14 protein-coding genes are annotated in these 21,575 nt (G+C 61.3%); 6 read left to right on the top strand and 8 right to left on the bottom strand.

The genetic code is table 11. The features are described from left to right. Positions 1-89: 89 nt before the first annotated feature. Both ACYQ6J_RS10510 and nifJ read right to left on the bottom strand, forming a co-directional pair. Complete coding sequence (locus tag ACYQ6J_RS10510) at positions 90-1,097, bottom strand: dihydroorotate dehydrogenase-like protein (RefSeq protein ID WP_460184138.1); 1,008 nt, start codon at positions 1,095-1,097, stop codon at positions 90-92. A gap of 29 nt (positions 1,098-1,126) precedes the next feature. Further along, positions 1,127-4,708 carry a pyruvate:ferredoxin (flavodoxin) oxidoreductase gene (gene nifJ, locus ACYQ6J_RS10515; RefSeq protein ID WP_460184139.1) on the bottom strand — a complete coding sequence of 1,194 codons (3,582 nt, stop codon included), beginning with the start codon at positions 4,706-4,708 and terminating at the stop codon, positions 1,127-1,129. Between the two features lie 919 nt (positions 4,709-5,627). On the opposite strand from nifJ, the gene ACYQ6J_RS10520 reads away from it, so the two are divergent. Continuing rightward, positions 5,628-6,191 carry a peroxiredoxin gene (locus ACYQ6J_RS10520; RefSeq protein ID WP_460184140.1) on the top strand — a complete coding sequence of 188 codons (564 nt, stop codon included), beginning with the start codon at positions 5,628-5,630 and terminating at the stop codon, positions 6,189-6,191. A 43-nt stretch (positions 6,192-6,234) separates the two neighbouring features. Here the strand turns inward: ACYQ6J_RS10520 and ACYQ6J_RS10525 are convergent, their stop codons facing one another. Beyond that, the gene (locus ACYQ6J_RS10525; RefSeq protein ID WP_460184141.1) at positions 6,235-7,596 is read right to left on the bottom strand and encodes a Gfo/Idh/MocA family protein; all 1,362 of its coding nucleotides are present in this window, start codon (positions 7,594-7,596) and stop codon (positions 6,235-6,237) included. Between the two features lie 542 nt (positions 7,597-8,138). On the opposite strand from ACYQ6J_RS10525, the gene ACYQ6J_RS10530 reads away from it, so the two are divergent. The 4 genes from ACYQ6J_RS10530 to ACYQ6J_RS10545 all read left to right on the top strand — a co-directional run bounded on the left by ACYQ6J_RS10530 (position 8,139) and on the right by ACYQ6J_RS10545 (position 13,958). Next, a complete protein-coding gene (locus ACYQ6J_RS10530) occupies positions 8,139-9,590 on the top strand; it encodes a CCA tRNA nucleotidyltransferase (protein ID WP_460184142.1) in 1,452 nt (483 codons plus the stop codon). Between the two features lie 166 nt (positions 9,591-9,756). After that, on the top strand, positions 9,757-9,945 hold the full coding sequence (locus tag ACYQ6J_RS10535; RefSeq protein WP_460184143.1) for a hypothetical protein: 189 nt from the start codon (positions 9,757-9,759) through the stop codon (positions 9,943-9,945). Positions 9,946-10,035: 90 nt separating this feature from the next. Continuing rightward, complete coding sequence (locus ACYQ6J_RS10540; RefSeq protein WP_460184144.1) at positions 10,036-11,562, top strand: oxidoreductase; 1,527 nt, start codon at positions 10,036-10,038, stop codon at positions 11,560-11,562. Continuing rightward, the gene (locus ACYQ6J_RS10545; protein ID WP_460184145.1) at positions 11,559-13,958 is read left to right on the top strand and encodes an efflux RND transporter permease subunit; all 2,400 of its coding nucleotides are present in this window, start codon (positions 11,559-11,561) and stop codon (positions 13,956-13,958) included. Before ACYQ6J_RS10540 ends, ACYQ6J_RS10545 begins: the two co-directional genes overlap by 4 nt. Before the next feature lie 102 nt (positions 13,959-14,060). On the opposite strand, the gene ACYQ6J_RS10550 is transcribed toward ACYQ6J_RS10545, so the two are convergent. The 5 genes from ACYQ6J_RS10550 to ACYQ6J_RS10570 form a co-directional block, all read right to left on the bottom strand. Beyond that, entirely contained in the window at positions 14,061-15,449 is a 1,389-nt protein-coding gene (locus ACYQ6J_RS10550; protein WP_460184146.1) for a PP2C family protein-serine/threonine phosphatase, read from the bottom strand. 184 nt (positions 15,450-15,633) lie between these two features. Further along, the gene (locus ACYQ6J_RS10555; RefSeq protein ID WP_460184147.1) at positions 15,634-16,461 is read right to left on the bottom strand and encodes a ParA family protein; all 828 of its coding nucleotides are present in this window, start codon (positions 16,459-16,461) and stop codon (positions 15,634-15,636) included. Between the two features lie 504 nt (positions 16,462-16,965). After that, positions 16,966-19,476 (bottom strand): GspE/PulE/PilB domain-containing protein, encoded by a 2,511-nt coding sequence (locus ACYQ6J_RS10560; protein ID WP_460184148.1) that lies wholly within the window; start codon positions 19,474-19,476, stop codon positions 16,966-16,968. A 408-nt stretch (positions 19,477-19,884) separates the two neighbouring features. Continuing rightward, a complete protein-coding gene (locus tag ACYQ6J_RS10565; RefSeq protein ID WP_460184149.1) occupies positions 19,885-20,424 on the bottom strand; it encodes a hypothetical protein in 540 nt (179 codons plus the stop codon). A gap of 12 nt (positions 20,425-20,436) precedes the next feature. Then, complete coding sequence (locus tag ACYQ6J_RS10570; protein WP_460184150.1) at positions 20,437-20,727, bottom strand: hypothetical protein; 291 nt, start codon at positions 20,725-20,727, stop codon at positions 20,437-20,439. A gap of 443 nt (positions 20,728-21,170) precedes the next feature. On the opposite strand from ACYQ6J_RS10570, the gene ACYQ6J_RS10575 reads away from it, so the two are divergent. Then, positions 21,171-21,551 (top strand): response regulator, encoded by a 381-nt coding sequence (locus ACYQ6J_RS10575; protein ID WP_460184151.1) that lies wholly within the window; start codon positions 21,171-21,173, stop codon positions 21,549-21,551. The last annotated feature ends 24 nt before the right edge of the window (positions 21,552-21,575 follow it).

A 21,575-nucleotide genomic window follows, 5' to 3' on the forward strand; every position in this document is an offset into this window, starting at 1 on the left:
GAAATCCTTTCTTACGAAATTCACTGCTCCGCGATCTCTCCGGGAGAGAAGCGGCCCGCCGAGCGATCCCGCAAGAAGGCCGTACGCAATCAGATCGGCGCGCCGGTGAACGACGCCAACGCCTTCATGTAGTTTCCGCGTTCGAAAGCCGCCGGGTTGGGCGAATTACGATGGCTCACGCTTCCCTTCATCTGCGATACGGAAGCGTAGTCGTTTTCCTCCATCCAGAGTTTCATTTGCTCAGCCATAGCCCCGACGCAGCTCAATCCCTGCTTATACAGGGCGGACGCGAGCATCACGACGTCGGCCCCGGCCAGGACGGCCTTGATCGCGCCCTGCGCGGAATGCACCCCGCTGGTCAGCGCCAGCGAGGCATCCACGCGACCGTAGAGCACGGCGATCCACCGCAGCGGCAGAAGCAATTCGAACTCGGTGCTCAGCACGAGGTGGGGTCGCGTGTCCAAGGTATCCAGGCGAATATCGGGTTGGAGGAACCGATTGAAGAGGACGAGCCCTTTCGCCCCGGCGTCGATCAGCCGACGTGCCATATGGCCGACCGAGCTGAAATACGGTCCGATCTTGACCGCCACGGGAATCGAGACGGAGGACGACACGGCCTGGACGAGATCCAGATACCGCTTTTCGACCTCCTCGCCCGTCATTTCCACGTCGGCCGCCACGAAGTAGATGTTCAACTCCAAGGCGTCGGCCCCGGCATCCTCGATCAGCTTGGCGTAACGAAGCCAACCGCCCAAAGAGGTGCCGTTCAGGCTCGCGATGACCGGAATCGAGAGTGCCCGCTTTGCAGCCTGGATACGATCGAGGTATTCCTCGCTGCCGATGCGGTATTCCTCCGGTTCCGGGAAGTAGGACAAGGCCTCCGCGAAGCTATCGGTGCCGAACTCGTGCACGCCGACGAAGTTCTCCTCCTCTTGCAAGATTTGCTCCTCGAAGAGGGAGGGCAGCACCACGGCGGCGGCCCCGGCGTCCTCCAGTCGTCGCTGGTTGTCGAGGGATTCCGTCAACGGACAGGCGGATGCGACGAAGGGGTTTTTCAGCTCCAAACCCAAGTATTTAGTCCGTAAATCAACGCTCATTTTCCAGCCTCCTAAAGGGTCGAGAGTGGTCACGCCGGATCCGCGGCAGCGGCGGTCTTGGCACCGCTCCCAGCCAGGGCCGTGCTGAAGTTTTCGTAAAGCGAATAACGGAAGTTGATATCCTCTTGCCCCAAGCGGAACAGTTGTTCGGCCCGCTCCGGCTTGGACCGCGCGAGGATGGCGAAGCGCGCTTGCTTGAGCGCGAATTCCTTGAACTCGCCCTTGGGAGGCCGGCTATCCACGCGAAGCGGTTGCTCGCGATCGCGCGGATCGAAGTGATAGAGCGGCCAATAACCGGTGGCGACGGCCTCCTTTTGGTATTCAAAGCCCTTGGACATATCGATTCCCCAGCCGATGCAGTGGCTGAGGGCGATGATAATGGACGGCCCACGATAGGACTCGGCCGCGCGGATCGTCCGAATGGCGTGCAAGGGGTTGGCGCCCATCGCGATTTGTCCCACAAAAACGTTGCCGTAGGACATGGCGATCAATCCCAGATCCTTTTTGCGGCCTGGCTTGCCCGCCGCAGCGAACTTGGCGACGGCCCCGCGGAAAGTGGCCTTGGACGCTTGTCCGCCCGTGTTCGAGTACACTTCGGTATCCATCACGAGCAGATTGATGTCGCGCCCTGACGCCAGGACGTGGTCCAATCCGCCGAAGCCGATGTCGTAGGCCCAACCGTCGCCCCCGAACGACCAAATGCTGCGCCGAATCAAATAATCCGCGGACGCGATCAGATCGCGGGAATCCGAGTCGCCCACACCGACCAACTTGGCCTTCAATTCCGCCACGAGTCGCCGCTGCAATGCGATTTGCTCATCGGTCTCCTGAGGATTGTTGAGCAACTCCTGCACCAGATTGTCGCCAACCTGCGGGGCGAGCTTCTTGAGCAGGTTCGTCGCGTGGTCGATCTGCTGATCGACGGCCAAACGCATGCCGAAGCCGAACTCCGCGGCGTCTTCAAACAGCGAATTACTCCACGTGGGACCGCGGCCTTCGTGGTTGGTCGTGTACGGAGTGCAAGGCAGATTTCCGCCGTAGATGGACGAGCACCCCGTCGCATTGGCGATCATCATGCGATCGCCGAAGAATTGGGTGATCAATTTGACATACGGCGTTTCCCCGCAACCGGCGCAAGCGCCCGAGAACTCGAACAGCGGCAACAAGAGTTGCGAACCTTTGACCGTGTCCGCCGCCACCTGCTTGCGATCAATATCGGGAATGCTCAGGAAGAAATCGAACGCCGCCCGCTCCCGCTCCAAATGATCGAGCTTGGGCAGCATGTCGATGGCTTTGTGCTTGGCCACTTCCTTGTCTCGAACCGGGCACACTTCGACGCACAACCCGCAGCCCGTGCAATCGTCCGGGGCGGTCTGAACCGTCACCATCATGCCGGGGTATTCCTTGCCGCGCCACTCGGTCGACTTGAAGCCCTCCGGCGCGCCCGACAGCACGGCAGGGTCATAGACCTTCATGCGAATGGCCGCGTGCGGGCACGACAACGAGCACAGACCGCACTGGATGCAAATCTTGGCGTCCCAGATGGGGATCTCCAGGGCGATGCTCCGCTTCTCGTACTTGGTGGTGCCGGTGGGGAAACTGCCGTCCGGCGGCAGTGCGCTGACCGGAAGATCGTCGCCGCGATAAGCGATCATCATGCCCAGAACGTCCCGCACGAAGTCCGGCGAATCCGGCGGCACGGCGGGCACCATGTGCAGTTGGGACGTCACTTGCGAGGGCACTTTGACCTCGTGCAGCGACTCCAAGGCCCGATCCACCGCCGCGAAGTTCTTCTCGATGATCGACGCGCCGCCCTTCTTCCCATACGCCTTGACGATCTGCTCTTTGATCTCCTTGACGGCGTCCTCGATGGGAATCACCTTCGCCAACGCGAAAAAGCACGTTTGCATCACGGTATTGATGCGTACGCCCATCCCGGTCTCCTTGGCGACCGCGTAGGCGTCCACGACGTAAAACTTCAGCTTCTTCTCGATGATCTGCTTTTGCACTTCGGCCGGGAGGTGGTCCCAGACGGTGTCCGCCGGAAAGGGGCTGTTGAGGAGGAAGGTGGCCCCAGGCTCCGCCGACGCGAGCACGTCGATGCGTTCCAGGAAATGGAATTGGTGGCAGGCCACGAAGTTGGCCTTGTGAACCAGGTACGACCCCTTGATCGGCCGGGGGCTGAAGCGGACGTGCGACGTCGTCATCGAGCCTGCCTTCCGCGAGTCGTAGACGAAGTACCCTTGCGCGTAGTTGGGGGTATTTTCGCCGATAATCTTCACGGAACTGCGGTTGGCGCTGACCGTACCGTCGCTGCCGAGACCGAAGAACACCGCTCGGACCACGTCGTCGCCCTCGGTCGAGAGATCGGGATCGTAATCCAAGCTCAAATGGGTCACGTCGTCCAAGATACCGACCGTGAAGTGATTTTTCGGCGTCGGCTTGGCGAGTTCCTGGAACACGGCGACGGCCATGGCCGGGGTGAATTCCTTGGACGAAAGTCCGTAACGCCCGCCGATGATCCGCGGCGCAGCCGTTCCCTGGAGTTGCTGCCAGTTCTCGGTAACGGCGCCGATCACGTCCATGTACAGCGGTTCACCCAAGGCCCCCGGTTCTTTGGTGCGGTCCAGCACCGCGATGTGCTTGACGCTCTTGGGCAAAGCCTTGACCAGCGAGGCCCCGTCGAACGGACGATAGAGCCGCACCTTGAGTACGCCGACCTTCTTGCCTTGGGCCGTGAGATGATCGACGGCTTCCTCCACCACCCCGCAACCGGAGGCCATGGCGACGATGACGTATTCCGCCTCCGGGTGCCCGCAGTAATCGAACAGGTGATACGACCGGCCGAAACGCCGCGCGAATTCGTCCATCGTCTCCTGAACGATCTGCGGGACCTTTTGATAGAAGGGATTGCAGGCCTCGCGGGCTTGGAAGAAGACGTCCGGATTTTGGGCCGTTCCCCGAAGGACGGGCCGCTCGGGAGACATCGCCCGTTCCCGATGCGCTCGGACCAACTCGAAATCGATCATGCCGCGGACGTCGTCCTCGGTAAGTTGCTCGATCTTGGCGACCTCGTGCGATGTCCGGAACCCGTCGAAGAAGTGCAGGAAGGGGACCCTTGCCTTCAGCGTTGCGGCGTGCGCGATCAGGCCCAGGTCCTGCGCCTCTTGCACGGAACCCGACGCCAACAAGGCGAAACCGGTACTGCGGACCGCCATGACGTCGCTGTGATCGCCGAAAATGGACAAAGCGTGGGTGGCTACCGTGCGGGCGGTCACGTGGAACACCACGGGCGTCAGCTCTCCGGCGATCTTGAACATCTCCGGAATCATCAGCAGCAGGCCCTGCGAGGCCGTAAAGGTGGAGGACAAAGCCCCGCCCTGCAACACGCCGTGAACCGCTCCGGCGGCGCCCGCCTCGCTCTGCATTTCCACCACGTGAGGCACCGACCCGAAAATGTTCTTTCTGCCGGCGGCGGCCCAAGCGTCGGGCATCTCGCCCAAGCCCGAGGACGGCGTAATCGGATAGATCGCCATGACCTCGGAGCACAAGTGCGCAATGTTGGCCGTTGCTTCATTTCCATCCACGGTCACGAAGCGTTTTTCTGCCACGGTGTGATCTCCTCTTTCGAACGGGTGAACAGCCTTGCCGCCGGTCGCATCCGCGTAGATGACGCCGACGAGGCGCTGCGAATTGCAATGGCGCTCTATGGCGGGACCCCACCCTCCCGCAAACGTCCACAAAAAAAGATGTCCCCTAGATGTTCGTCCGTGCCGCGAAACTACGCCCGATACCAACGCAATCCTCGGACCGTCGCGCGGAAGCCTCTCCCCAAGGCGGCATAACCAAGGGATGAGCGACGTGATCGGCGAAAGAGAAGAGGCGCGAAGCCGCAAAGACGGAACCCAGCCCATTCCGGTCGAATTGCCGTCTTGATTGATCCCCTCTTAACGCGCCGAAACCGGACTCCGCCGAGGGCGGAGAGTTTGCTCGGAGCAACGCGTCGTCCCAATCCCAAATCGCCCGCAAATCCCAGGCCTTTTGCACGCCGTCGGCCAAGATACGTCCTGACTTCTCGAACCGTCCGGCAACGTCCCAAAATGTCCCAGAAACCATTTAACGTAGCGAGTTCCGCCTGCGGTCGCAAGTTGCGAACATGGCCGATGCGGCGGAAAACGCAAAACTTCCGTTCTGTCCGAACAGGTATCCTCGCGAGTCATACGCTCATTTCGAGGCCCGTCGCGATATTCAGCGACTCCGTCTTCTTCCCCAATAACACAACGTTGACAACGATTCGCTTCCGCTTTCCCCTGGACTTCGCAAACACTTGCGTATAATTGCCACAGGTTTAATTGTGAAAATCACCATGTATCTAAGCGTATGTCAACGAAACCGATTGACCTGGTTTACCGCTCCACACTCGTTTCGCAACGACGTTTCACTTGGACACACGTAACGCCCGTAGCGACTTAAGAGTAAGTTCCGTCACAGTTGAAGGTTGAGGTCCCCGTTATGACGATCGTCCAGGCAATGTCGAGTATTTCTATCGCGGCGCTGCTTTTCGGAACCGTGAGCCTTGCCACCGGGGCCGAACCCGAAAAGTCCCCCGAGCAAAAGGAACTGAAGGTCGGCGATCCAGCCCCCGAATTCGTCCTCAAGGGCAGCGACGGCAAGACTTATCGGCTCTCGGATTTTCGCGGAAAGCAGATCGTCGTCCTCGCGTGGTACCCCAAGGCTTTCACCCCGGGATGCACGCGAGAGTGCAAGTCCTTCGGCACGCAAGGCGATGCGTTCAAGTCCTTGCCGGTGGCATTTTTTACAGCCAGTGTAGATACGCCGGAGGACAACCGTCGGTTCGCGGAGTCTCTCGGGGTGAAGTACCCCATCCTAAGCGATCCGGACCGCAAGACCGCCATGGCGTACGGTGTCGTCGACGGCCCGAACGCTTACGCCAAGCGATGGACGTTTATTATCGGAATGGATGGGAAGATCCTTCACATTGATAAGGCTGTGAAGGTCGACACCCACGCCGAAGATGTCGCCGCCTGGATCACCAACTGGCTGAAAACTTCGACGTCCAAGGCCGGGTCGTAACGCCACTAGCCTGCCGCAAAACCGCGACGAACCCGTCTGCGAATCAGATTTCTTTCGTCACGCCGGGTATCGCGCACGGGAATATTCCGTCCGGACCTTCCTGGATCGGCGGCGTGGATTCGAAAGAAAGATGATCGATGTCATCGACAAACTTGAATTCCGAATTCATGGCCTCGTCCCAGGTGACGCGTTGTCCGGTGTGCGCCGCCATCCTACCCATTAAGGCGGCAAGGTTAGCGAGTCCGGCGCGCCGGGCCTCGTTGTGCGGTTTGTCGTTCATGACGGCGTCGAGCAGCACCGCCCATTCCGCGTGATATGGGTTCACGTCCGGTTCGGGGCATTCCCACACGATTTCCGATTTTTCCATGCGTTGGCTCTTGTAGATCCGGGGTTTCGGCCGGCTCAGGCTCTCCATCAAGACCGCCGACCCCTTCGCCCCATGGACGTAGTCGGAATACGTTTCCCAGCAGTTATTCATGTGGCGGGAAAACGCGAATAGCTTCGCGCCGTCGGCGAAAGTGTACTCGATGCAATAGTGGTCGAAATTGTTGCCGGCCTCCGCGAAGCATCGCCCACCCATCGCCTGGGCTTCCACCGGCCAAGCATCCTTCACCCAGCAAGCTTGATCCACGTTGTGGCAATGCCAATCGACGAAGAATCCACCGCTGACCCAATTGAAGCAAGTGGCGGCGCGGATTTGGAATTCGATGGGGTTGCGATCGGGCGCCCGCTTGGGCACATACACCGGTCCGTGGACGCGGTAGATTCGCAACGTGTGCACGTCGCCGATGGCGCCGTCTCGGATGCGATCCACCAGGGCTTGCCGCGCCTTGGAATGCCTCCACATGAAACCGCAACCGACCTTCAGGTTCTTCTTCTCCGACTCCTCGGCCGCGCGGAGCAGACGGCGGTTGGCGGGCGCGTCCACGGCGAACGATTTCTCCATGAACACGTTGACCCCTTTCTGCACGGCGTACTCCAGATGCACCGGACGAAAAACCGAGTGCGTGGCCAAAATGGCGATATCGCCGGGCCGAAGCTCGTCGATTGCCTTTCGGTAGGCGTCGAAACCCACAAAACAGCGTTCCGGCATCACATCCACGCGGTCCGCGAAGTTGGTCCGTAGAGCGTTCAAGCTGCCCTGCAAACGATCCTCGAAGAGGTCCGCCATGGTGTAGAGTCGGACGGGCGCTCCCGGCACGGAAAAGGCATCTCCAACCGCTCCCGTTCCGCGACCGCCGCAACCGATCAAAGCCAGACGGATCGTGGGGTCCTCGGCGACATGGGCGCGAACCATGCCGGAGAATGTAACGGCCGACGCCGCCGCTAACGCACCGCTTTGAGCGAGAAACTCGCGACGGGAACGACCTCGGACTTCGGCGGGATGCTTCTTTTGCGCGGACATGACACTTCTCCCCGGTTCCAGTGGATTGAGAACGCCAGAAACTTTCAGGCGAAAAACAGCATAGCCCCGACGCAGGCGAAAAACAACACACGCGGCGAGTGTTTGTTACGCACGAATCGACGCGAATGGAAATGTCTATTTCAACGAACTGCCGAGTCGGGCGGCGGAGCGAGTCCGGAGCGGAGATGCCCGATTCGCCCGACCCTTCGCCGGCGTGGTATCTCCTGCCTTCGCCCGGCCGCAGACCTCCAGTCTCGCCCGCTCTTTTGCATTCATAATGTGCCCATACAACCCGACTCTCGGAGGGTTGACAGGGCCATTACGATTCGCGCCGCAAGGGGACATTTCTATTCACGTATGTAAGCGTCCGGGGAAACATCGCGATTTCCTCGTATCCGACTCCACAGCGGGGCCGAAAAACGCCACAATGGGGATCGTAATTCGTCCTCGGGCAATCGGGTGCCGCGGGAATAAGTCTCGGGAGAAGGCCCCGCGCGCTCGGGCAAAAATGTGCATACAAGGCTTGCGTTTGAGTCCATCCCGTGCCGATCGATCCCACAAAGCAGCGTGATTTTGCGGTGGAAGTCGTGGTCCGACTTCGCGAGGCGGGCTTCACGGCGTATTGGGCGGGAGGTTGCGTCCGCGACGAACTCCTGGGTCGCCCTCCCGTGGATTACGACGTCGCAACCAACGCTTCACCGGACGAAGTGCGCGACATTTTCGGTCGGCGGCGGACTCATGCCGTGGGTGCCGCCTTCGGCGTGATTACGGTGCTTGGTCCGCGGGGCGCGGGACAGGTGGAGGTCGCCACCTTCCGCAGCGATTTGTCATATTCCGACGGAAGGCGACCGGACGCCGTTCGTTTCGCCACCCCGCAAGAGGATGCCCTCCGCCGCGACTTCACCATCAACGGCCTTTTCTACGACCCCGTCTCGCGCAAAGTCATCGACTACGTGAACGGCCTTGCGGACCTTCGGGCACACGTGATTCGGGCCATCGGCGATCCGCACGTTCGTTTCGGGGAAGATTATTTACGAATGCTGCGGGCCGTGCGGTTCGTCGCTCAGTTGCGATTTCGACTCGACCCGGGTACCTTGGCCGCCATTCGCGAGATGCCGGAGCGAATTCAATCGGTCAGTCGCGAGAGGATCGCGGCCGAATTGGAAAAACTATTGACGGCGGAGGGACGCGCCGACGCCGCTCAATTACTCCATGAGAGCGGATTGTTGAAGCACGTTTTGCCGCCCATCGCGCACCTCCCCACCGAAGACGAACCGCTGTGGCGAAAGAACTTGGCCGTTTTGGGACGCCTGCCCCGGCCCAATGTATCGTCCGCCCTGGCAGCCTTGGCCGACGGCGCGATCGCCCCCGATAACGCCCGACAATTGGCCAAACGATTACGACTCTCCAATACCCAGGCCGAAGAATTGGCTTGGCTCCTCGAGCATCGACAGTCCCTGGATAATGCCCCGAACCGCCCCTGGTCCGAGGTTCAACCGATCCTCATCTCGCCCTGGGCCGAGGATTTGCTCGACATGGTGGAAGCGCGGGCCGAGGTCGAAGGTCGCTCGAAAGCGGGCATCGACTGGTGCCGGGAAAGGAGATGCTTGCCTGCCGCCGAATTGAATCCACCGCCGTTGATCCGCGGAGACGACCTGTTTCGATATCGCCTTCCCGCGGGACCCATTTACCGAGAGATTCTGCAAGAAGCGTGGCGAAACCAATTGGACGGACTGCTCCGAACGCGAGAGCAGGCTTTGGATTGGCTCGATGAGGCCGTCGCATCGAAACGTCCGGGTCGGGGCACATCCTTCACGAACAATGTCGCCGGAAAGAAACGGCGTGGTCGGCAACAGGATGCGGCGTCCCCGCTAAGTCAGGGTAACGAACATCACATCGACTCGCCGCAAGACGCGGCCAACCGTTCGGATACGATTTCACAATCACGTGACGATCAAGACGACACCGCTCCCAGTCGCGATTCGTCGGGATAGAATAACACTTTCCGCACGCTGAGACCCGTCAATCAACCTCGATGGAAGTCCCGGCATGATGAGCGACTTGGGGCAACCGGCGAAAAATGAGGGCCGGTTGTTGGCGATCGGAGAACCCAGGGCGTCATTTTTGACAGTGAAGCGAGGCAAGGTTGGGGAGCGAGACATGTCACCCAAATCGGGAGATCGACGGGCCAAGCGCAAGCTGGAATCGTTGCGAGAACAGTTGAAACAGGTGCAGCAACGTTTGGCCGGCGCCAAACGCCAAACAGACGACCCGCGAGAGGTCGCCGAACTGGAACGCAAGCAGGCCGAGATTGAGGCGGAAATCGCTCGCTGGAAGCAGCAGGATTGAACGTTTCGGCGCGAACGTCGGTTTCTCTGACAGCTTGGAAAACTCGTGTCCCTGGGCGATTCGCCTAAAGGGGATTAGGAGCGGATGGAAATGGACGTGGTTCGCTTGACGCGCCTGGAATCGCCCCAACAATTGCGCGAAGCGGTGGAAGCCTTGGGGTACACGCTTCCCGTCGACAACGACGTGCTGTCGGCGTCGCAAGACTCGCCCTTGGCACGGCCGATCGAGATCGGCGGCTTTTCCGTCGGCAATCGTTGGTGCATCCACCCCATGGAAGGCTGGGATGCCACCGAGGACGGTTTGCCGAGTGAACATACGGTGCGACGCTGGGAACATTTCGGCGAGTCGGGCGCGAAATTGATTTGGGGCGGAGAAGCCTTCGCCGTTCGTCGCGACGGTCGGGCCAACCCCAATCAATTGTATCTAGGCCCCGGCAGTCTCGAAGCCATGACGGCCTTGCTGAATCGTCTCCGCCGAACCCACCGCGAGAAGTTCGGACCTCGTGCCGACGAAGACTTGCTCGTGGGATTGCAGTTGACCCATTCGGGCCGATTCTGCCGCCCGAATCGAAAGGACCGCGCCGAACCGCGCATTGCGTATCATCACCCGGTCCTCGACGCCAAGTTCGGCATCGACCCGCGTGACGAAACCGTGGTCTTTCAAGACGACGATATCGATCGATTGATCGAAGATTATGTCGCTGCCGCCGTCATGGCCGATCGCGCGGGATTCCGGTTCGTCGACGTCAAGGCTTGCCACGGATACTTGGGCCACGAGTTTTTGTCCGCCTTCGATCGTCCGGGCAAGTACGGCGGAGACTTCGCCGGCAGGACCCGCTTCTTGCGCGAGACCATCGGCGCGATCCGGCAAGCGTGTCCCCGTTTGATGATCGGCGTCAGGCTTTCCGCCTTCGACTTTCCACCGTTTCGACCGGATCCCAACCTCAGCAAACCGGGACGACCGGGGCCTGGCATACCGCATGAATTCCCTCTGCCTTATCCCGGCTTTGGATGCCGGCGCGATGCCCCTTTGGAAATCGACCTCACCGAACCCATCGCGCTGCTGCGTATGCTACGCGACGAATGCGGCGCGGCTTTCGTCAACCTCACCGCTGGTTCGCCGTACTATAACCCTCACATCCAGCGACCGGCCTTGTACCCGCCCTCCGACGGTTATCAACCGCCCGAGGACCCGCTCGTCGGTTGTCTGCGTCAGATCGAAGTCGTGCGGCGATTGAAAGAGGCGGTTCCCGGTCTGCCGATGGTCGGAACGGCCTACACCTACTTTCAAGAGTTTCTGCCGCACGTGGCGCAGGGAGTGGTCCGCGAAGGTTGGGTCGATTGTGTGGGAGTGGGAAGACAGGTGCTGGCCTATTGGGACTTGCCCGCCGACGCCCTGACCGGTCGACCGCTGCAATTCAAGAGGCTATGCCGGACCTTCAGTGATTGCACGACCGGACCGCGAAACGGTCTGGTGAGCGGTTGTTATCCGCTGGATCCCTACTACAAATCCTTGCCGGAGCACGCGAGATTGAAGGAGATCAAGGCCCGGTCGCGCGTCGCTTCGGACCAACCCGCCCCTGGGAACGCGGATTCATCGTCAGAGGATCAGTCGTGAATCGCGAGGGTTATGAACCGGCGTTATCCTCCGTCGGGTCGCGCTTTTCGTTTCGCCTGGCGTCGTTTTTGGTCGCACGGCGTTGGGTATTGCTGGCGTTGGGCACCCTTCTGTTCGCCGCATCGCTGATGCCCGCCATGCGGCTCCAATTCGATCGCTCTTTAGAGAGGCTATTTCGACCGGGCGATCCCGATTTGGCAGCATTACAAAAAATTCGCCAGGTCTTTTCTGCCGGGGATATGATCCTCGTCGTCTATCGCGACCCGGACCTGTTGGCGGGCGACGCCGGCGGATTAGAGCGACTGCGCGAGATCGCACGGACATTTCGCGAAATCCCCGGCGTTTACGACGTGTGGAGCTTGGATCAGCCCATCGGCGACGAGATCGTCGATCCGCATTCCGATTTGGCGGCGCGCATGCGGCGACTGTTCGAAGGATACACGCACAACCGCCGCGGCGATATCTCGGGCTTATCGGTGTTGCTCCGACCGCAGGATTCAGCGGGACGCTCGCGCGACGATACGGTCGCGGAAGTGCGACGCGTGGCGGCAACGTTGCCGAACGGCATGATGGCGGGCGAGCCTGTCCTCACCGCCGAGGGATTTCGTTATATCGCCGAAGACGGCGCACGGTTGGGCTGGGCGTCCTCGCTCTTGCTGGCCGCCGTGATGCTGCTCGTGACGGGCCGACCGCGATTCGTCCTGGTTGCCTTGGCGGTGGTCCAGGTCGCCGTCTTCGGCACTCAAGCCTCGTTGGTCATGTTGCGGTTGCACGTCAGTTGGGTAAGCTCGGTACTCACCGCCGTCATCACGGTGGTGGGAATCGGGGCCGTGATGCATATCTTGGTCCGATTCCAGGAAAAGCTACGCGCTGCCCGAACCGAGGAAGAGGCCCTGACCGCGGCGCTCGCGGAGTTGATCCGCCCCGTGTTCTGGGTTTTGGTGACGGACGCGATCGGTTTCGGGGCGTTGAGTGCGTCGCGCGTCTTGCCGATCCAAGAGTTTTCCTGGATGATGGTTTTGGCCGTGATTTGGGTGGGAATCGCCGCGGTGCTGTTCGTGCCGGGCCTGATTCTCTTCCCCCGTCCGCGCCGGTATTTCGTTCCCGATTTAGCCCCATCGACCGTACCCACTCGCTCGGCGCGGACGCTCGATCGAGTCTTGCAAGCCCTGCTGGGGGGGGCGACTCGCCATCCGTGGGTCTCCGCCCTTTTCATCTTGACGATCTCCACGGCGGGCGCACTCGGCTGGATGCGGCTTCGCGTGGAGACCGACTTTACCCGAAACTTTCGCGAGCGCAGCGAAGTTGCTCAATCGTACGACTTCATCGAGAAGGAATTGGGCGGAGCGGGGGTCTGGGATATCCTCCTTCCCGCGCCGGAGTATCTGAGTTGGCCCTACCTCCGCCGCGTGCAAAAGCTGGAAGACCGCCTTCGCCGCGAGGTTACCGTCACAACGCCGTCGGGCACGACTCCCGGTCTGACCAAGGTTTTGAGCCTGATCGACGCCGTCGCCGCCGCAGCGCCGCGCCCCTTGGAGGAGATTCGCTCGAACCTGGTTCGGGACGGTGTGATTCGCGTCGGCATGAATCTCATCCGTCGCCGCATGCCGAGCTTGTACGAGGCGCTCTACGGCCCGGACCCCACCGCGCCCAGGCCGGAGTATTGGTACCGCATCATGCTGCGCTCTCAAGAGCGGCTATCCGCGACCGCCAAGCAAGCGATCATCGCGGATGTCCGACGTATCTGTCGCGAAGAATTTCCCGGCGGCACCGAATTCGAATCCGCCCGAGAGCCTGTCGTCGGCGGTTATTACGTGCTCCTGGCGCGGCTTGTCGAGAGCGTGATCGAGGACCAGAACAAGAGCCTCGCGCTGGCGATCGCGGGCGTGTTTTTGACGATGTTGATCGTGTCGCGCAGCATCCTAACGGCGACGGCATCCCTGCTAGCCAACCTCTTGCCCGTCGCCGCCGTGCTGGGAACATTGGGTTGGCTGGGCATCCACGCCAACATGGGCAGCGCCATGATGGCCGCCGTCGCTCTGGGCCTTTCGGTGGACGGCACCATCCATTACCTGTTTGTCCGCGACGCGGCACTGGCTTTGGGGAAGAAGCACGACGAGGCGTTGCGGGCCGCGCAGTCCGTGGTTGGCCCCGCCGCCGTGCTGGCGACCTTGGCCCTTACCGCCGGATTCGCCACGATGATCCTCAGCGAGTTCATCCCCACCGTTCACTTCGGCCTGCTGCTCAGCCTGACCATGCTGGGCGGCATGCTTTCCAACCTCTACGTCCTTCCCTGGATGCTGACGCTCCTGCACCGCCTGACAAGACCCAATCGCAGAAAGGCGCGAAGCACTATTTCCCGGGAATCCGTCCCTGCCGCTATCGGTCCGAGTTGACACGGATCAAGCACGAATTGGGTGTGTTCCACCGAGCGGAGCCCCGCCGAAGTTGCGCGCTTTAGGCTTGGGTTTCCCACCGCGGGGCGAAGATACCACCCGTCATGGACGTTCCTCGAAACTCTCATAGAAACCGCCGGCAGGCGGAGACTTGCGCTGCCCCAGTGAACGGGCGACGCTCATCATGAGCGACATGGCGCGACAGCTATCGGCAACCGCCGAGGCCAGGTCTCCGTCGGTCGCCGCACGCTCCGCACGCTCGCGCAGACCCTGAAAACGTTCCCAAGGGACGTCCCAGCCTTCTTGTCGGGCGGCCGATTCCTGCTCCCCTAGAATCGTTTGAAGCTTGTCGAAGAATTCGCGACGCGGCGTCGCATGGGCTGTGGCGTACGGCCCCTTACCCAAGCGCGGTGCGTGCCGCGCCCCATGGATCGGACCGCTCTTTTCGCGTGACGCTAGAAGTTGAAGGACGGACGCCAGAATCACCAGCATAAGCCCCGCGATGCCCAGCCCAAAGGCCTGTAGGGTAAAACCGCTCAGCACCATCGCTCCCCACCCCAAAGCCGCGAACAGTGCGCCGAGGACGCCGACGGAAAGGGGGATCCATTTTCCCACGCCGGGACGACTCGGCCCCTTCGCCGCCAAATCCGCTTTACGCTTAGCCCGAGTGTGCGTGCTGTCGGGCAAGGTTCCGGCGATCGCCTCGCATTGGGGAGAAAGCACCTCCACAATGATCAAGGTGATGTTGTCCGGTCCCCCTCGGAGATTGGCCAAGTCGATCAAGGCAGGCCCCGCCTCCCGAGGCGGCAAGCATGTCAGAATTTGGCCCAATTCCTCATCGCTGACCTGGCCGGAGAGGCCGTCGCTGCATAACAGGAAGGTATCCCCTTTTTCGATCGCGAAGGGGCCTTCCAAATCCACTTGCACGGTGGGGTTCGGGCCTAACGATCGCGTGATGATATTCTTGGGGACGTAATCCAGGTTGGTTCCTTCCGGCAGATTTCCAAGCGTTCGCAGTTCCCAAACCAGACTGTGATCGTAGGAAAGCTGTTCGATGCGTTGATTCCGGCACAAATAGGTACGACTGTCGCCCACTTGGGCCGCGTAGGCGCCCTCGGGGAGCAAGCACAACACGCTGACCGTGGTGCCCATCCCGCGAAAATCCTCGCTCGACTTGCCGCGGAGGTGAATCTGGCGGTTGGCCTCCTCGACGGCCTCGCGGAGGGCCTCCGGCGGCGCAAGATCGCGGAGTTTCCGATAGGTCAAGGGAATGATCTCGGCCGCCACCTTGCTGGCCAGCTCACCCGCCGCATGGGCACCCATGCCGTCCGCCACCAGAAACATATGGCCCCGAGCGTGAAAGGCTTCGACGCTGGGTGCCAGGTCCACGGCGTACGAATCTTGGTTGTTGATTCGGCGCAGACCGACATCGGTACCGGCATAGTAGTCCAGGCAGTGCTGCCAGATGTTGCCGTGCGACGATGCCGTCATAGCTCACAAAGAATTCGCCGGAGTCGAGACAATACTTGGCTCGGCCTGATAATCGGCCGCCGACTCCTATTGTTGCATCGGAAAAGTCGGATTCCCAGTACTGCAACGCCCATCCGGGGCTGAATCCGTGATGGGAGCACCGATCGTGGATTCGCTCGTCCGCGCGGCGGTATGAGAACGATGATCAACCGACCGCCCTGTGCAGTGCCGGATACGTTCCCTCCGCCGTTTGTGCCAGCACTTCCTCGGCCAATTTTCGGTAATCCTCCGCCCCATTCGAGTCCGGGGCATACGCGAAAATGGATCGGCCGAAACTCGGCGCCTCAGCCAATCGGATGTTGCGACGAATTCGGGCGCGAAACATGCGGGCACCGGACCACGGTTTGTCCGCTTCGTGCCGGCGGTCGAAAAAGGCGTCCACGTCCTCGCTGACTTCCGCCGCCAGCCGCGTCGTCGTATCGAACATGCACAGGATCACCCCCGTCAGACGCAATCGGCCGTTCAGACGCTTAGCCACAAGCTCGATGGTTTGCAACAACTTGCTCAGCCCGTGCAAAGCCAAGAAATGGGGCTGTAGCGGGATGAAGACCTCGTTGACTGCCGCCAGGGCGTTGATGGTCAGAATGCCGAGCGAGGGCGGGCAATCCACGATGATGTAGTCGAATTCGGCGGCGTCTTCCGACAGTTTGTCGCGCAGAATTACCTCTCGCCCCACCACACCCGCCAGTTCCACCTCCGCGGCGGCCAAGTCCAAATGCGAGGGCACGATCCACAAATTGCTTTCGACCTCGCGGCGAACTTCTCGGATGGGCCTGTCGCGAACCAATACATCGTAGACAGAGGACATTTCCAATTGCGGTTCGATGCCGCAGTGCAACGTGGCGTGGGCCTGAGGGTCCATGTCGATCAGGCACACCCGGCACCCCGCCGCCGCCAACGCGGCACTCAAATTGACCGCCGTGGTGGTCTTGCCCACGCCGCCCTTTTGGTTCATGATCGCGATGGTCCGCATCCGTTCGTTCTCCACTTCGGCAAGAATCGCCGCGCGACGGGAATCCGGCCCGCTTGCAGGAGGAATAAGTTCAAGATTGCAAGCCGCATTATAAGGACGGCCGACATGGGTTCCTAGATCAAGTCGGCGGTTTTCCAATTCGCCCAAACCACCCATCCTTCGCAGGTACAGTTAGGTTCCCCTCACCTTGATGGAACCCACCCCGGTACGACGAGGGCGACAGGGGGAAGGGCGACCTGATCCGATGGACACGGACCGATCACCGAAACACGGTCCGAGGGATTGTCAAACCTGCCCCGCAGACGAGTGTTACCCACAAGTAGAAATGTCTCCTGATTCTCACGAATAGAAATGTCCCTTGCCAGGGGTTCAAGGAACTGCCGAATCGGGCGGCGGAGCGAGTCCGCAGCAGAGGCGCCGGATTCGCCCACCCCTTCGCCCGCGCGATCGGCGGGCGGCGAGTGCGGCGCGGCCAAGTGCCGGGCGGCACGGGGTTTCGCGATGTCACGAACCGGCCTCGATGAATCCCGCGTACCGTTTGAGCAGATAGATCGCGGTCCCGCTGGGCTGGACGTGGCCCGACGGAGGGTAGCAACTGTAAATGGCCGCCTTGAGATCATCCTCGGCGGCGATGGCCACCACGGCAGGGCGATTGAACAGCAACTGCAATTGCTGAAGGCGGCGCGCCGTCGGCGGCTGGGCCGATGCCACAACCACCGCGTCGCCCTCTTCTTCGATCGGCAGCACGCCCAAATGGCGGGCAATTCCTCCGTCGAAACGTTGTAGCAGTTCGGGTCGCGGTTCGACGCCGGCAAGCTTGACAAAGCGACAGTTGTGACTAACCGCAAGCGCCTGTGCGGCCTCGACGGCCCGCGGGTCTTCTCGAAAGGCAATCATGGCGGCCAACCCGGCGGGCGTCGCATGCAGACGCACGTCCGCGGCCGAGGTCCCGCCTTCCGCTTGGCACTGCCAAACGCCGTTCGCACTCCCCGCGATGAGACGGGACAAGACGGGCATCAGCCAATAGACGGGCCAGTCGTGATCCGCCAAGACCGTGTTGCGGATGCGGTAAACGAATTCCAAGCGATCGTCCCGCGGCACTATCAACATGTGCGAGGCGCGGTAGTGTTTCGCCTTGGCCGAATGCAAGGCCAAAAGGTTATCCACCACGGGATTCCGCTCGTCGAACACGTCATCCACCGGCGTATGCCGCCGGAGCCTCGCCAACCACGTTTGCGCGGCCCCCGCGTCGGGCATCAGAGCAGGATCCTCCGGTATGGCCGCGATCCGCCGGACGAGTTCATCCGCCTGACCGGCCAAGTGATTCAGCAGCGCCGCGTGCGTGTCGATGCCGGGGTTCTGCTTGACGATATAGCAGAACAAGAAGTTGAACCATTCGTCGAACAACAGGACGGGATCAAAGGGAATGCCTCGCTCACTTTCGGCCAAGCGGCAGGCCGCCACGTAAAGAGCGTAACTAAGCACGATCGGCATCAACTCCGGATACCCGCCGAGCATTCGAAGAAAATGCGAGATGATCGCCTCGCGCAAGACCCAAAACCGGCTTTCCAAATAACTCCGGGCGGGCGACGGCAGCACCGCCAGCATTTCCGACCTCGGAATGACGACGTCCAGGCCCCATTTGCTGCTCGATCGCGTGCACAGTTTGGGTCGGCGGCGAATATCCTCGAATAGATCGAGCAATTTGTCGCTGGCGCATTGCCGCAAATACGCGAGGATGGCTTCGGCGGGATGCCCTTCCGGCGGAGCAGGCCGATCGAATCGTGGTTGCTTGCCCGACCATTCGCCGGGCGGAATGTTTTGGGCCAACTCGGCCAGGATCAGCGTCAACGATTCCGGGTCGGTCGGCCCGTACAATCGCTCGATCAGCATGCGCAGACGGCCTTCCGGGGCCAAGACCAACTCCAAAGGCCGATTCAGCCGGAACCGCAGGTCATCGAGGGCTTGGGGACTGCGGGGTTCGGCCACCGCCACGGTAACCAGGTCTTGCCGCAGGGCGAGGGGAAGCACCATGTAATCCCGGGCGATGTCCGCCGGCACGGCGGACAACACGTCGGCGGGAACATGCACGTCTTGCAGGTCGTGAAACGGCAGGCTCAGGCGCACGGCGCGCTCTCGGGCGGCCTCCGTCACCGCGGCAGCGTCGCCCGAGCACTCCAGCAAGACCGACAGACCGTACGGCGTGTTGCGAAAATGCAATCGCAGTCGTCGCTCCTGCCCCTTCACCACGACCTTGATCCAGCCGAAGAAATTGATCATGGCGATCAGGCGAACCGCCACCGGAAGCAACAAATCGGGGGGCAGATCCGATCGCGTCACGATTCCATCATCGACACGAAACGCCGCTTTCACCCGATCCTTGAACTGAGCCAAAACGATTCGCTGGGCACCGATTCGAATAGCCTCTCCCAGCAATGACTGGATGGTGCGGGTGACGTCGGGACTGTCGGGATCGACGGCCAAAGCCGCCGCCGTTACGGATTCCGCGGCTTCCGGCACCTGCACGAAATCGATACCGCCTTCGTCGGTCCCCGTTCGATCGGACCGATCGCGCGCCGCCTCTTGGCTATCTTCGGCGTCCGCTTGCCCATAGATCGCGCGCACGGCGGCACGCAATTGGCACTCTGCCGCCAATACCACGCGGATGCTGTGGTCCAGCGCGAATCGCAGACGATCGGACAGATCGGGCGAGGGCGGGTTCGCCATCACCAGCACCAAGCGCTCTTCCGAAAAGCCTAGCGGAAGCAGCAGGTAATCGCGTGCCAAAGCGTCCGGCACCAGCTTGAGAATGTCGCGCCGAACTCGCCGCCCTCTCAAGTCCACGAACGGAAAGCCCAATCGTCCGGCGTGACGCTCGGCCGCCGACAACTCCGCGACCTCCTGCGACGAGCGGTGTTCCTCCGCTGCAAGGATTTCGATCTCCGGCGCATCCGCGGGCGCGTCGCCGAAGTGGCCACCCGCCCCGATTCCACTCGCTTCCTCGTCCGGTGCCATGACAGCCTCCTCGAGAATCGATCGTACGGTCTCGCGTCGCCGCGTCCCGTCGAAACTGCCGACTATCGGCTCAACGTGACAAGTCGTGGAATATGCATTGCGAGGGCGGACCGCCTGCCGTCCCTTTTGTCCGCACCGGCGGCATGCCGGCGAATTGCGCCGTGTCATCGGCTTCGAAGACGCGGGAACAGCGGTTCGATCGCCTCACTCATCTCTGCGCCGAGACGAGCTGCGCAAACCCGTCATCAAGTTTTTCCCCCATGCGATGCTCTCAGTTCGCTGGGCATTATAAGTCCCGGCGCGATACGGCGTCAAACAAAATCGGCCGCTGGTCGCGAGGCCGAACCGGCACTCGAACGCTCTCTAAAGAGCATCAAGAGCACGCGCGAAACCGGTAGTGTCAGGCGTTTATTGTGCAGACGGGGGAGCGGTCACCTTGCCGATGAGAGCCTTTTCGATGAGAAGGTAATTCTGCCCGCGGAACTCCGTAACGGTTCCATCCACCGTCCAATCCGGCGATTCGGTAAACGAGGCGTTTGTGCGGAGGATTCGTTCGAGGGCCAGATTCTCGAGGAGGATGTAGCGTTCGTCGCGTTGCGACAGGAACAGCGTCCAACGATCGCCGACCGGCCGAATCGATCCCACCAGGCCGCGGAGCGTCGTTCCTTCTCGCAGTCGCATCGGCCCCGGTTCTTGAGCCGAGGCCCGCGAATCTTCGGCGCCTGTGGGCGAGGCCGCCGAGGGAAGAGCCGAAGGATTGGCGGCATCTTCCGCCCAAAGAAACCGTCCGCAGGCGGAAACTAAGAGGAACGCCGCCGCGAGGACGACGGAAGCGACAACGATCCACTCCGGCCGCCGCGACACTCCGCTCCGGGCAAGCGCAAAGAGTAATCCGCCGTCGCCGGAGCGGCGCGGCCGGTTGCCCAATCGTACCCCTGGATGAACCATGCCGGATTCGCCTCAACCGGGTTTCGGCAGCATCAGACTGTAGAGCACCAGCACGGCACTTGCGGAAAGGGCCGCGTAGCCCGTCCATTCCGGAAAACTGATGGTCTTCGGCGGCAGCGGCGGTTCCGTTCCCGTCAATACGCCCACCGCCTTGCTCGTCGCCGCGACCGGGTGACCGGTTCGTTCCGCGAGGAACTTTGTTACCTCGGGAGTCAAGGTGACGGATTCCACGGTCTGCAATTCCAGACCGCAAAAAAGCAAGAACAGCCCGATCATGAAATAGTGATAGCGATTCAGTTCCATGTTCGTGGAGCCATGCCGGAGGTGAAAACGCTGGGATATCCTATCGTTCCCTTTCGGCGGAGGGAGCGACCGGCGCTTGCACAATCGTCAAGCGGTCGTCCAAACGATCCATCGCGCATAATCGGCCGTACCAACCGCCCCCGGACCGAAAACCGCTTGTGAGGCCGTGTTTGTGGGAAAAGCCGATCGTGCGGGTTGTGCCTGCCTGAAAAACCGCGTGATCTCAGATCACGATGTGGATCCGTCGCGCCGAGTCGCCGTCGTGACCTATGGTTTTCTGGGAAATCCACCTCGGTGATACGACGCGAGGCTTTGCCATCGCCTCGCAGAACGGCACCCATCGACCGAAGCCAAACCGTCGTTACGCCGGACGTACGACGGCATGAGGGCGGCAAGACCACTCGTAAACCCGCACGATCGGGCATGATGGAGGAGGTTCGACGATGACCAAGCGGCTTTTGATCGCGGACGACTCGGCACTGATTCGACGCATGATCTCGGAGGTTTTGACGCAAGCCGGATGGGAGGTCGTCGGTGAGGCCGGCAACGGAGCCGAAGCCGTGGAAAAGTACAAGGAACTCCGCCCGGATGCCGTGACCCTGGATATCGTGATGCCCGGCACCGACGGACTCTACGCCTTGGACGGAATCCTGGCCTTCGATCCGCACGCCCGCATCGTGGTCGTCAGCGCCCTCAACCAAACCAAACTGATTTCCGAAGCGATCCGCAAAGGCGCACACGACTTCATCGCGAAGCCGTTCTTGCCCGAGCAACTCCAAGAGACTGTGAACGCCGTGCTGGGCGAAACGGTCGGCGTTGGCTGATCGCGTCCCGCCGAGAGCACCGTC

The organism is Thermopirellula anaerolimosa (assembly GCF_054657335.1).